At 70.6% G+C, this 12,187-nt stretch carries 8 protein-coding genes and 3 pseudogenes; 7 read left to right on the top strand and 4 right to left on the bottom strand.

Annotated elements, in window-relative coordinates; translation table 11 throughout:
* Position 1: 1 nt before the first annotated feature.
* A pseudogene (locus ACQ66R_RS18585) lies at positions 2-103 on the bottom strand (PEPxxWA-CTERM sorting domain-containing protein); the annotation flags it as partial.
* Between the two features lie 1,945 nt (positions 104-2,048).
* On the opposite strand from ACQ66R_RS18585, the gene ACQ66R_RS18580 reads away from it, so the two are divergent.
* The 3 genes and pseudogenes from ACQ66R_RS18580 to ACQ66R_RS18570 all read left to right on the top strand — a co-directional run.
* Positions 2,049-2,678, top strand: coding sequence for a TetR/AcrR family transcriptional regulator (locus ACQ66R_RS18580; protein ID WP_430424314.1), 630 nt, complete (start codon positions 2,049-2,051; stop codon positions 2,676-2,678).
* 9 nt (positions 2,679-2,687) lie between these two features.
* Positions 2,688-3,515, top strand: a complete 828-nt coding sequence (gene gluQRS / locus ACQ66R_RS18575; protein WP_430424312.1) for a tRNA glutamyl-Q(34) synthetase GluQRS — start codon at positions 2,688-2,690, stop codon at positions 3,513-3,515.
* Between the two features lie 46 nt (positions 3,516-3,561).
* Positions 3,562-4,284, top strand: a pseudogene (locus ACQ66R_RS18570) (DMT family transporter); the annotation flags it as partial.
* Positions 4,285-4,392: 108 nt separating this feature from the next.
* On the opposite strand, the pseudogene ACQ66R_RS18565 reads toward ACQ66R_RS18570, so the two are convergent.
* The 3 genes and pseudogenes from ACQ66R_RS18565 to ACQ66R_RS18555 form a co-directional block, all read right to left on the bottom strand.
* Positions 4,393-5,802, bottom strand: a pseudogene (locus ACQ66R_RS18565) (protein adenylyltransferase SelO); the annotation flags it as partial.
* A gap of 309 nt (positions 5,803-6,111) precedes the next feature.
* Positions 6,112-6,912 carry an SDR family NAD(P)-dependent oxidoreductase gene (locus ACQ66R_RS18560; protein WP_430424310.1) on the bottom strand — a complete coding sequence of 267 codons (801 nt, stop codon included), beginning with the start codon at positions 6,910-6,912 and terminating at the stop codon, positions 6,112-6,114.
* Between the two features lies 1 nt (position 6,913).
* Positions 6,914-7,483 carry a carboxymuconolactone decarboxylase family protein gene (locus ACQ66R_RS18555; RefSeq protein WP_293364214.1) on the bottom strand — a complete coding sequence of 190 codons (570 nt, stop codon included), beginning with the start codon at positions 7,481-7,483 and terminating at the stop codon, positions 6,914-6,916.
* Positions 7,484-7,579: 96 nt separating this feature from the next.
* On the opposite strand from ACQ66R_RS18555, the gene nhaA reads away from it, so the two are divergent.
* From nhaA to ACQ66R_RS18535, 4 genes are all read left to right on the top strand, one after another.
* Positions 7,580-8,776: a Na+/H+ antiporter NhaA gene (gene nhaA / locus ACQ66R_RS18550; RefSeq protein ID WP_430424308.1), complete on the top strand. Its 1,197-nt coding sequence runs from the start codon at positions 7,580-7,582 to the stop codon at positions 8,774-8,776.
* A gap of 90 nt (positions 8,777-8,866) precedes the next feature.
* The gene (locus ACQ66R_RS18545) at positions 8,867-9,328 is read left to right on the top strand and encodes a (2Fe-2S)-binding protein (protein ID WP_430424306.1); all 462 of its coding nucleotides are present in this window, start codon (positions 8,867-8,869) and stop codon (positions 9,326-9,328) included.
* Entirely contained in the window at positions 9,325-11,559 is a 2,235-nt protein-coding gene (locus tag ACQ66R_RS18540; RefSeq protein WP_430424304.1) for a molybdopterin cofactor-binding domain-containing protein, read from the top strand. The genes ACQ66R_RS18545 and ACQ66R_RS18540 overlap by 4 nt, the downstream gene beginning before the upstream one ends.
* A gap of 16 nt (positions 11,560-11,575) precedes the next feature.
* A complete protein-coding gene (locus ACQ66R_RS18535; RefSeq protein ID WP_430424302.1) occupies positions 11,576-11,926 on the top strand; it encodes a hypothetical protein in 351 nt (116 codons plus the stop codon).
* The last annotated feature ends 261 nt before the right edge of the window (positions 11,927-12,187 follow it).

Raw genomic sequence — 12,187 nt, 5'->3', positions numbered from 1 at the left:
ATCAGGCGACCGTGGCGGCGAACCGACGGCGACGGATCGCGTAGCCGACCGCGCCGAAGCCCATGATCATCATGGCCCACGTCGCCGGCTCTGGGATGCCGCCGACAGGACCGGTGTCGCCCGGCCCACCGCCACCGCCGCCGCCACCGCCACCACCGCCGCCGCCGCCACCACCGCCTTCGTCGTTGAACAGCGGACCGCCGGCCCCAGGGCCACCCGCACCCGGAATCGTCGGGAACGGCTTGTCGCTGGGCGGAGTCGGAGGCGTGAGCGGGCCTTGCGGCTCAAGGCCAGGCGGGTTCACACCGGGTTCGTTCGTGGGCGGCGTGAACGGATCCTCGCCGCCGCCGGGAATGGTCGGCTGACCGCCGCCACCGCCACCGCCACCGCCGACACCACCACCACTGCCGCCGCCAACGGCGCCGCCGGTCGGGTTGCCCGGCACCAGGTCGGGATCAGGCGACAGGTCGTCGCCGCCTTCCGTAGGCGGGTTGAGGCCGTCGGGGTCGCCCGGTTGGCCGGGTTCGCCCGTCGTCGGGCCGCCCGTGCCGCCGAGCAGCACGCCGTCCGTCGCACCTTCGGTTCCACCCAGGTCGGGCGGGCCAAGGTCGGTCAGGTCGGGTGTATTCGGGCCGTCGCCGGGGCCGCCGCCACCGCCGCCGCCGCCAGCACCGCCGACGCCGGGCTCGCCCGCGCCGCCGTCAACGCCGCCGCCGTCCGGGCCGCTGGGCTGTTCCGTGGCGCCCGTCGGGGCGCCGTCTGGGGTCGTGCCGCCGCCCACGAACAGGTTCAGTCGGCCCCCATCCAGGACACTGTTGCCTTCCATGAAGGTCGGCGCGGCGATGGCCGTCGCGGCCATCATCATCGCCGCGGCGCCGCCGTGACGACCCACTTTCCGGTGCCAGGGATCCGTCGCGCAGACCTCGGGGCGCGCCGCCGGATGCCAGGGCGCCAACGGGCAGATCTCGCCGTTCGGGCCCATCACGCGGCCCGGCCAGATCCAGCTCCAGAGCCAGCTTGCGCGCCACCAGCGCTGCATGCCGCGGTCCAGGCCCTGCGGCCACATCCAGCCGAACAGGACGCCCATCAGGCCATGGCGACGGCCGAAGCGTTCGTCTTCGAGCCGCGACGGCCACATCCAGGCGGCCAGCGGGCCCATCCAGGCGTAGCCGGTGCGTTGTTCTTCGTTGCGGATCGGCTGCGGCCAGACCCACGCGATGGCCGAAGCCATCAGGCCACGCTTGGGCGCGCGGCGATCAATCGTTCCAACGGTCATCGGACCTGCCCCCAACCGACCCGATGATCGGTCTGAACAAAAGCAAACTCAGCGCCGCGACGGGTATCGCAGCCCACGGTAGAGGTGCCCGAAATTCGCCTAGAAGTCGTTAAGCCAGCCGGCCGCGCGACGCTTTGCCTCGCCTGGGATGTTCCGGAACGGGACATGGAAAAGAAGCCCGGCGCCGCCTTCGGCCGCCCGGCTGTTCCACCCGTCGCTTCGAGGCAGCCCATGCTGGCCTCCATCGGAATCGCTCCTCAGCGCAACTTTCCTCCGCGCCGACTGGGGGATGCCGGCACATTGGAAGCTCAACCATGCAGCTTTGGGGGTGAAGCCGCTACGATAGACACTCAACAGGGGAATTTCGCCCGAAAGGGGAAACGTCTGCAGTCGCGCACTTCCTGCAAATACGGCGCCACGGCGAAGCTGGATGCATGACCCAAAATGAAAAAGGCGCCGGCGATCGGCGCCCACGAAAAAGGGGCCCGCGATGGGGCCCCTCCGTCGGGTGCGACCGTGCCTGGGTGGGGAGACCCTAGGCGCCGAGGCCCGCCGTCGCCAGGGCCGCAGTAAGGCCCAGGAAAAGCAGGAACGCCGGAGCGAGACGGTCGAAGATCCGTTCGAAATTTGCGAGAGACATGACACACACCTTTTCAGTTGAACCCCAGGGGAGTGGGGGCGTTTCTTATTTGAACATCGCTCAGATAAGAGCGGCGCCATGAACCGTCAATGGCATCTGTACAGCGCTTAGATATGAAATTATGGTAATGCCATGAGCGAAGCTAAAAGCGCCGAATCCCGCCCGTACCATCATGGCGATCTGAGGCGCGCGCTCGTCGACGCCGCCCGCCGATTGCTCGAGGCAGAGGGCCCCACGGCGCTGTCCCTGCGAGCCGTGGCGCGTGAAGCGGGCGTCAGTCCTGCGGCCCCCTACCACCACTTCAAGGACAAGGCCGAGCTGCTCGACGCCGTCGCCCAGGAGGGCTGGGACATCCTCAGCGCGCTGATGCTCGAAGCCAAGGGCGCCTCGGAGGGTCCGCACCAACTGACGGCGCTGGGCATCGCCTATGTCTGCTTCGCCCGCGACAATCCGGCGCTCTATCGCGTGATGTATGACGCCGCGCGCGACAAAGAGATGCTGCCGGACGAGGTCCAGGACAACAAGGACAGCGCCTACTGCATGGTGCGCGACACCATGATCGAGCACGGCGCCAATCCCGACGACGAGGTGCACCTGGAGCTGGCCAGCGTGGCGGCCTGGTGCGGCGCCCACGGCCTGGCCGAGATGGCGGGCTTCAAGCAGTTCGACCACCTGAAGGAAGCCCTGGGCGGCGAGCGGCGCTTTCTCGAGGCGGTGCTGAACCACATGGGGCTGTTCCCCAACCCACAGCACCGCTGCTAACGCTGGCGGGTGTTCGCGACCCGCTTCGCCCCATCGCCCACCGGCCACCTGCACAAGGGCCACGCCTTCTCGGCGCTGACCGCATTCGAGGCCGCGCGCCAGGCGGATGGCAGGTTCGTGCTGCGTATCGAAGACATCGACGCGACCCGCTGCCGACCCGAGTTCGAGGCGGCCATCCTCGAAGACCTGGCCTGGCTGGGGCTCGACTGGGAGACGCCGGTGCGCCGACAGTCCGAGCATCTGGACGACTACCACGCCGCGCTTACGCGCCTGGAAGCCGATGGCCTCGTCTACCGCTGCTTCCGCACCCGCAAGGAGGTCGCTGAAACCATGGCGTCCGCCCCGCACGGCCCCATGGAGGTGTTCCGCGGCGGCCCCCTTCCCCCCCGCGAGGAAGCCGCGAAGCTGGCGGCGGGGGAGCCGTTTGCCTGGCGGCTGTCGCTGGACGCTGCGGCGGCGAAGCTCGGGGGCTTCGCGGGCCTGACGTTCACCGACGAGACCGAGGGCGTGGTGTCGGCGCGGCCCGAACTGGGCGGCGACGTGGTGCTGGCGCGCAAGGATGTGGGCGTAGCCTACCACCTCGCGGTCACCGTCGACGACGCCCTGCAGGGGATCACCCATGTGATCCGCGGCGTGGACCTGTTCGACGCCACACATGTGCAGCGGCTGCTGCAGGCGCTGCTGAGCCTGCCCACCCCGGCCTACCGGCACCATCCGCTCCTGCTGGGCCCCGACGGCAAGCGGTTCGCCAAGCGCGACAAGGCGGAGACGCTGCGGTCGCTGCGCGAACACGGTATGAGCGCGGGCGACCTGCGCAAGGAGCTGGGGTTTGGCTGAGGCCGTCGCGGATACGCAACCGGGCCCGCGCTGGCAGGCGCTGGCGGTGCTGGTGCTGGGCGCGGGCATCATCGGGCTGGCGGCGATCCTGGTGCGGCTGAGCGACGCCGGCCCCACCGCGACGGGGGTCTGGCGGCTGGTGTTCGCGACCCCGTTGCTGGCCCTGATGACCGCCCGGACCGGCGGCTTCGGCGGCGCGCCGTCGAAGTGGGCGCTGCTGGCGGGCCTGTTCTTCGCTCTGGACCTGGGGTTCTGGCACTACGGCATCCAGTACACTTCGGTCGCCAACGCCACCGTGCTGCCCAACCTGACGCCGGTTGTGGTGACCGCGTTCGCGTGGATCTTCCTGCGCCAGCGGCCGCGGGCGCTGTTCCTGGTGGCCGTGGCCGCGGCGGTCGGCGGGGCCTCGCTGATGGCCATCGAGAAGACCGGCGGGACGCCCAGCAACCAGCCGTTGGGCGATGCGCTCTCGCTGTTCACCGCCCTCTGGTACGCGCTCTACTTCCTGACGATCACCGAAGGTCGGAAGACCGAAGGCGCCAGCCGCCTGATGTTCTGGGCCGGGCTGACGGGCGCGCCGCTGCTGTTGATCGCCGCCGTCATTCTGGGCGAACAGCTGACGCCAACGACGGCCGCGGGCTGGGCGGCCTGCGTGGGGCTGGGGCTGATGCACGTGACCGGCCAGGGCTCGATCGCCTGGGCCATGGGCCGCCTGCCGACGCCGACCGCTTCGGTCGTGGTGCTGGTCCAGCCGGTCGTAGCGGCGATCCTGGGCTACGTGCTGTTCGCCGAGGCGATCGGTCCGCTGCAGGGCCTGGGCGCGGCGATCCATCCTGGCCGGCGTGGTGCTGGCCCAGCGGATAGCGGCTGCTGGCCAAAGGCCGCAGGCCACCCGCGCGACCTCGATCCGATCCAGCTTCTCGTGGAACACGCTCCAGTCGTCGGACTCGGCGATGAAGGCCCAGAGCGACTCGATCTGGTCGTAGAGCAGCTCTTCGGGCTCGGGCTGCGCGAAGTAGGGGTGGCTCAGGCGCTCGGGGCGGTCGGCCTCGTAGGCGGCCAGCCGCTGGCGGAACTCGGCGAAGGGCGCCTCGGCGTAGAGCGCCGCGCGCGGGCCGGCCAGGGCGCGGTCCTCGCGGCCGCAGAGCCAGTCGAAGAAGAAGGGCTCCCAGCGCAGGCGCTCGCCCCCTTCCGCCAAGGCCCTGAAGCTGGCCTGGACCAGAGCCGCATCGTCCTCTTCGCCGCGCGATCGCACACCCAGGCGGGCCAGCATGGCGGCCATCAGCTCGCGCCGGTAGGCCGGGCCGAAGCCGTTCAGCGACTCGACCAGCGGATCGCTCGAAGTCGCCAGGCTGAGGCAGCCGGCCAGTTGCTGCAGGTTCCAGAACACGGCCTCGGGCTGGCGGCCGAAGCTGTATAGCCCCTGGTGGTCGAAGTAGGCGGCGGTGAAGTTGGGGTCCGAGTGCGGCAGGAAGCGGTAGGGGCCGTAGTCGAAGCTCTCGCCCGTGATGTTCATGTTGTCGGTGTTGAGCACGCCGTGGACGAAGCCGGCGGCCATCCAGCGGGCCGTCATCCGCGCGGCGCGCGCGCAGACGGCGGCCAGCAGCGCGGCGGGCCGGTCGTTCGCGCCCTCCAGGTCCGGGTAGTAGTTGGCGATCACGTGGTCCACGAGGGTGGTGATCCGGTCGGCGGCCTCGAAGAAGGCGTGGCGCTGGAAGCTGCCGAAGCGGATGTGGCTGTGCGACAGGCGAACCAGCACCGCCGAGCGCGTCGGGCTGGGCTCGTCGCCGCGGATGAGCGCCTCGCCCGTCTCGATCAGCGAGAACGAGCGGGAGGCGGGGACGCCCAGAGCTTCCAGCATCGCAGTCGCCAGCACCTCGCGCACGCCGCCCTTGAGCGTGAGCCGTCCATCGCCGCTGCGCGACCAGGGGGTCTGTCCCGAGCCCTTTGTGCCGAGTTCGAGCAGGCGGCCGGAACCGGCCTCGCGCATCTGAGCGAATGTGAACCCGCGGCCGTCGCCCAGATCGGGGTTGTACGTGCGGAACTGATGGCCGTGGTAGCGCTGGGCCAGCGGGGGATCCATGTTGCCCGGTAGCGGCGCGAAGCGGCCGAAGTGGGCGATCCACTCCTCGTCGGTCAGCGTGTCGAGGCCGACGGTCGCTGCGGCGCGGTCGTTGCGGAAACGCAACAGGGTCTGAGGGAAGTCGGCCGCCGCGACGGGATCGGCGAACTCTCCACCGAGCGACGGGAACTGCGGATCGGGCCGATAGGCGGGGGAGACGGGCATCGGCGGCAGCTAGCCGGTCGCGCCCGCCCGAGGCAACTAGCGGATACCCAGGAAGCCCAGGACCGCCAGGACGACGACCACGAGGCCGACAAGATAGATGATGCCATTCATCAGCAAAGCTCTCCGGTCTGAAGCCCCTCGACAGGGGCGACTAACGCGGAGGCTGGCTGTGGCGTTCCCAACGCCCCCTCCACCGCTTCGCGGCCCCCCTCCCCCGCAAGCGGGTGAGGAACTGGGGGTGACCGATCCGCTTCGGTTCCTCCCCCATGCCAATGGGGGGGACCACGAAGTGGTGGAGGGGGCGCTATCTCAGCCGATCCGAACGCCCATGGCGCCGTCGACCGGCAGGATCGCGCCCGAGATGAACTTCGACTCGTCCGAGGCCAGGAACAAGGCGGCGTAGGCCGTGTCCCAACCGGTGCCCATCTTGCCGCCCAGGGGCACGCGGGCGTCGCGTTCGGCGCGGACGTCGGCCGTCGACCGGCCGCTGGCGCCGGCGATGCCCGAGACAGCCATGGGCGTGTCCATGTAGCCCATCATGATGGCGTTGCAGCGCACGCCGTAGCGGGCGTTGGACTGGGCCACGCTGGTGGTCAGGCGGTTCACGCCGGCCTTCGACACCTCATAGGCCAGTTGGATGCCGCCGCCTCGGGCGGCGAGCGACGAGATGTTGACGATCGAGCCGCCGCCGCCGTCGCGCATCACCGGCAACGCGGCCTTGATGGTCAGCCACATCCCCTTGAGGTTCACCGACAGAATGCGATCGAAGGCCGCTTCCTCCAGCCGGTGCGCGGGGCCGTCGCCGCCGCCGATCCCGACGTTGTTGACCAGGATGTCGAGCCGTCCGAAGCGGGCCTTCGCCTCCTCGATGATCCGGACGTTCTCAGGCCCCTTGACGATGTCGGCGCCGATGGCGAAGGCGGTCCCACCCTCCTCCCGGATGAGCGCCGCGGTCTCCTCGGCGCGGTCGAGGAGCCGGTCGACACACAGCACCTGGGCGCCCTCGCGGGCGAAGAGCAGCGCCATGGCGCGGCCGTTGCCGATGGTCTCGCCGGGCGTCTGGCCGGCGCCGACGACCACCGCCGACTTGTTCTCGAGCCGCCCCGTCATCTCAGAAACCCTTCAGCTCGGGGTCCAGGGTCTGGCCGGCGTCGAGCTGCACGCCGAACGAGTTCAGGATCATCGAGACCTGGGTGTACTGGCCGGTCGTGAAGACCACGTCCATCCGCTGCTTGTCGGTGAAGTGCTTGCCCAGTTCGGCCCAGGTGGCGTCGGTGATGAAGTGGTCGCCCACCAGTTCGTCGGCCGCCTTGATCAGCGCCGCGTCCGCCGCGCTCCAGCCGGCGTCGGCGCCGCGCTTGATGTTCTCGATCTCGGCGTCGGTCAGGCCCGACTGCAGGCCGATGCGGGTGTGCTGGGTGAACTCGTAGCCCGACTTGCAGAGGAACCCGACGCGCAGGATCACGATCTCGCGTTCGCGGGCCGGCAGGTCGTTGCGGCGGCTGAGGACATAGCCGCCCCAGTCGTTGAACCGGGTCAGCGCCTTGGGCGCATGGGCCAGGGTGCGGAAGATGTTGAGGACGCCCATGGTCCCGTTGCGGACGGGCTTCAGCGCTTCCTCCTGGTCGGGCGTCAGCTCGGCGTCGCTGAGCGGCGCGACACGGGGGCTGGAGAGTCTCATGGCGTTTCCTCGAACCTTCGGTTTGTTGCGGCGGCAGCTTAGAGACGCGGGCCGATTTCGCTAGAGCGTCCGGGAGGGCCTTGGTAGGCAGGCGCCATGGCGAGCCGGCCCACGCTTGAGTTCCTGAAAACCGAAACGGGCTCAGGGCTGATCCTGGCCATGGCGGCGCTGGCGGCCATCGTCTGGGCCAACTCGCCCTGGGCCGGCGCCTATCACGCGATCACCTATCACGCGGTCACGGTCCAGGTCGGGCCGTTCGCCGAGCAGATGAGCCTAGCGGCGTGGGTGAAGACGGCGCTGATGCCGATCTTCTTCTTCGTCGTGGGCCTGGAGATCAAGCACGAGATCCTGCGCGGCGAGCTGTCGAACCCGCGCCGGCTGGCCCTGCCCGTCCTGGCCGCCGCCGGCGGCGTGGTCGCGCCGGCCCTGATCTACCTGGCCATCAACGCGGGCGAAGGCGGCCGTCCCGCCGGCTGGCCCATCCCCACCGCCACCGACATCGCCTTCGCCCTGGCGGCGCTGGCCATGGTGGGGGCGCGCCTGCCGCCGTCGCTGCGGATCTTCCTGCTGACCCTGGCCATCGCCGCCGACCTGGTGGCGGTGGCGCTGATCGCGGTGCTGTTCACCTCGGAGGTGCGGTTCCCGATGCTGGCGGGCGCGGCGGTGACGCTGGCGGTGCTGGCGGCCATGTCGCGCTGGCGCACGGCGCCCTACTCCTTCTGGGTGGTCGGCGGCCTGCTGCTCTGGGCCTTTACGCTCAAGTCGGGGATCAACACGTCGCTGGCGGGGGTCGCCGCGGCCTTCTGCCTGCCGCTGGAGCCGAAGCGTCCCGGCGGCCAGGGCGTGCTGCAGGAGACGATGGAAGCGCTGCACCCCTATGTGGCCTTCTTCATCCTGCCGCTGTTCGCCTTCGTGGCCGCCGGCTTCTCGCTGGGCGGGGTCGCGGGCGGCGGCGTATTGGGGCCGGTCAGCCTGGGCGTGGCGGCGGGCCTGTTCTTCGGCAAGCCGCTCGGGGTGTTCGGGGCCGCGGCCCTGGCCATCGGTTTGAAGTGGGCGCGTCGGCCCACGGGAGCGAAGTGGCTGGAGCTCTATGGCGTCTCGGCGCTGTGCGGGGTGGGGTTCACGATGAGCCTGTTCATCGGCGCGCTGGCCTTCCCGGCGGGGGACGCCCTGCACGAGGCGCAGGTGCGCGCCGGGGTGGTCATGGGGTCTGTCGCGTCGTTGCTGCTGGGCATGGCGGTGCTGGCGATCAGCGCCGCGCGGCGCTCGCGTGACGGGTCGGATCAGACCTAGCCCACAGTCGGCCCCGGCCGAAAAGGAAGCCTTGCGGAGTGGCGGTTTTAGGCGTCCGCTTACGTCGTCAATCCAGCTTGGGGACACGGCATGACTACCTTTCGTCTGAACGGTCGCGAGGTGTCGCTGAAGACGCCTGAGGACGCGCCGCTGCTCTGGGCCATCCGCGACGAGGCGGGGCTGACGGGTTCCAAGTTCGGCTGCGGGATCGGATCGTGCGGCGCCTGCACCGTCCATGTGAACGGCCAGGCGGTGCGGGCGTGCATCACGCCGCTGGGCTCGGTGGCGGGCCAGTCGGTCACCACGATCGAGGGGCTGGATCCCAAGGGCGAGCACCCGGTGCAGAAGGCCTGGATCGAGGCCCAGGCGCCGCAGTGCGGATACTGCCAGTCGGGCCAGATCATGCAGGCCGTCGCCCTGCTGAACGCCACCCCGAACCCGACCGACGAACAGATCACCGCGGCCATGGAGGGCAACCTCTGCCGCTGCATGGCCTACATCCGCATCCGCCGCGCCATCAAGCTGGCCGCAAGAGCAGGGGTGAAGGCATGAACGCGATCGCCGATCTCTCCCGCCGGGGCTTCCTGATCACGGTCACCGCCGCCGGCGCCGCGTTCGCCATGAACGGCCCGGCCGAGGCCGCCGACGCCTATGCGCCGACCATCTGGTACACGATCGACCGCAGCGGCCAGGTGGTGGTCCACATCATCCGCGCCGAGATGGGCCAGCACGTGGGCACGGCCATCGCCCGCATCGTCGCCGACGAGCTGGAGGCCGACTGGGCCAAGACGACGTTCCTGCACGTGGACACCGACCCCAAGTGGGGGCTGATGGTGACGGGCGGCAGCTGGTCTGTGTGGCAGAGCTATCCGCTCTACAGCCAGGCGGCGGCGGCCGGCCGCATGGCCCTGGTTGAGGCCGGCGCCAAGCTGCTGGGCCTCCCGGCGGCCAGCTGCACGGCGCGCAATGGCGCGGTGGTCTCCGGAAGCAAGTCGATCGGCTACGGCGAGATCGTCGCGAAGGGCGAGCTGCGCAGCTTCACGGCGGACGAGCTGGCCAAGGTTCCGGTGAAGAAGGCCGTCGACCGGCGGCTGATCGGCAAGGCGGCGCCGGCCCGGGACATCCCGGCGAAGACCGACGGCAAGGGCGTCTACGGCATCGACGCCAAGGTCCCGGGGATGGTCTACGCCCGGCCGGTGCTGCCGCCGACGCGGTACGGCTGCAAGGTGGCGAGCCTGGACGAGGCCGAGGCCAAGAAGGTCCCGGGCTATCTGCGGACCGTCGCGCTGGACGACCCGTCCGACAACGTCACCGGCTGGGTGATGGTCTATGGCGAGAGCTGGGTGGCGGCCGACCGCGCGGCGCAGGCGCTGAAGGTGACCTGGACCACGCCGCCCGAGGCCAAGGTCTCGGAGGCCGACCTGCAGGCCCGCGCCCGGGCGCTGATCGCCGACAGGTCCAAGGGCGGGCTGGTGGTCGAGGACGCCGGCGTCGACGCGGCGTTCCAGGCCGCGAAGACGACCCTGGAGCAGACCTATACCACCGCCACCGCCCTGCACTTCCAGCTGGAGCCGGTGAACGCGCTGGCGTTCGAGAAGGACGGCGTCGTCGAGATCCACACCGGAAACCAGTGGCAGTCGCTGGTGCTGCCGTGGCTGGCCAAGGCGCTGGGGCGCAAGGAAGAGACGATCGTCCTGCGCACCCACCTGCTGGGCGGCGGGTTCGGGCGGCGGCTGAACGGCGACTATGCGGTGGGCGCGGCCCTGGCGTCGAAGGCGATCGGCGGCAAGCCGGTGAAAATGGTGCTGGCCCGCGCCGACGACAGCCGCTTCGACTCGCCCAGGTCGCCATCGGTGCAGACCGTGCGGATGGCGTTCGGCGAGGGCGGCCGGGTGACCGGCATGGAGCACCATGTCTGCGCCGGCTGGCCCACCGAGGCGATGGCGCCTTTCTTCATGCCCAAGGGCGCGAACGGCGTGGCCTTCGACCCGTTCGCGGTGAGCGGGGCGAACCACTGGTACAGCGTGGGCGCCCACCGGGTGAGGGCCGTCGGGAACGACCTGGCGAACCGGACCTTCCGGCCGGGCTGGCTGCGCTCGGTGGGCCCGGGCTTCACCAACTGGGCGCTGGAGAGCTTCATCGACGAGGCGGCGGCCGAGGCCAAGGTCGATCCGGTGGAGTTCCGGCTGCGGATGCTGGACGCGGCGGGCAAGAACGCCGGCTCGGCGCCCAATGCGGTGGGCGGGGCCAGGCGGCAGGCGGCCGTGGTCCGCCGGCTGGCGGCCAAGGCGGGCTGGGGCAAGGCGCTGCCGAAGAACACCGGCCTCGGGATCGCCACCTCGTTCGGCCAGGAGCGCGACATGCCCACCTGGACCGGCTGCGCCGCCCGCGTGGCGGTGGACCCGGCGACGGGCGCGGTGAAGGTCGAGAAGCTGACCCTGGTGGTCGACTGCGGCACGGTGGTCAGCCCCGACGGCGCGCTGGCGCAGATGGAGGGCGCGGCGCTGTGGGGGCTTTCGCTGGCTTTTCATGAGGGCACGGCGTTCGAGAACGGCCAGCCCAAGGACCTGAACCTCGACAGCTACACGCCGCTGCGGATGTCGGGCGTGCCGGACGTGGAGGTGGAGTTCATGCCCTCCACCGAGGCGCCCGTGGGGCTGGGCGAGCCGGCGACCACGGTGGTGGGCCCGGCGATCGGGAACGCGATCTACCGCGCGGTGGGGGCGCGGGTGCGGGACCTGCCGATCCGGCCCGAGGCGGTGAAGGCGGCGATGAAGGCCTGACGGCCGCGGGGACCTGATGACCGAGGACCAGCGGCTCACGCTCGTGCGCGCCGTCCATACGGCGATCTACGTGGTGATGGCCGGATCGGCGTTCGTCCTGCTCTACGCGGGCGTGACCGGCGCGCATGGCGTCTGGCTGTGGGTGGCCGGCGGGCTGATGAGCGTGGAGTGCGTGGTGTTCATCGCCAGCGGGATGCGCTGTCCGCTGACCGCCGTCGCCCAGGCGAACGGAGCCGAGCGCAGGGGCGTGTCGGACACCTTCTTCCCCGAGCGGCTGACCCGCCACACCTTACGGGTCTTCGCGCCGATCATCGCCGTCGCCGCGCTGCTTCTGGCGGCGCGGGCGCTGGGCCTGGGCTGGGCCTGACGAGGGCGCTCTGGCCGGCGAGGCGACGTCGGCGCCGTTGGGGTGAACCACGGATTGCATGGATTGCACGGATGGGCGCCGTGCCGGGGGCAGGCGTCGATCTTTGGACCACGAACCACACGAACCCCACGAACGGGGCTGATCTCTGATGGCCGCGAAGCGGCGACCGTCATGAGTGCGGAGGACGCGGAGGGGATGGCCTGCGTCGTCCTGCGGTTGAATGGGCATGCGCCTGCGGCGCGGCGCCCGGACTGGGGACCG

The organism is Phenylobacterium sp. (assembly GCF_965284355.1).
In the GTDB taxonomy this organism is placed as follows: Bacteria; Pseudomonadota; Alphaproteobacteria; order Caulobacterales; family Caulobacteraceae; genus Phenylobacterium.
The sequence above is the reverse complement of the archived record's forward strand: the minus strand, read 5'-3'. Positions and strand labels throughout refer to the sequence as shown.

Excerpts from the sequence above, each read along its gene's own strand:
- ACQ66R_RS18580 (WP_430424314.1), top strand. The coding sequence starts at position 2,049 with ATGAGCGAAGCTAAAAGCGCCGAATCCCGCCCGTACCATCATGGCGAT.
- ACQ66R_RS18560 (WP_430424310.1), bottom strand. The coding sequence starts at position 6,912 with ATGACGGGGCGGCTCGAGAACAAGTCGGCGGTGGTCGTCGGCGCCGGC.
- ACQ66R_RS18555 (WP_293364214.1), bottom strand. The coding sequence starts at position 7,483 with ATGAGACTCTCCAGCCCCCGTGTCGCGCCGCTCAGCGACGCCGAGCTG.
- nhaA (WP_430424308.1), top strand. The coding sequence starts at position 7,580 with ATGGCGAGCCGGCCCACGCTTGAGTTCCTGAAAACCGAAACGGGCTCA.
- ACQ66R_RS18545 (WP_430424306.1), top strand. The coding sequence starts at position 8,867 with ATGACTACCTTTCGTCTGAACGGTCGCGAGGTGTCGCTGAAGACGCCT.
- ACQ66R_RS18540 (WP_430424304.1), top strand. The coding sequence starts at position 9,325 with ATGAACGCGATCGCCGATCTCTCCCGCCGGGGCTTCCTGATCACGGTC.
- ACQ66R_RS18535 (WP_430424302.1), top strand. The coding sequence starts at position 11,576 with ATGACCGAGGACCAGCGGCTCACGCTCGTGCGCGCCGTCCATACGGCG.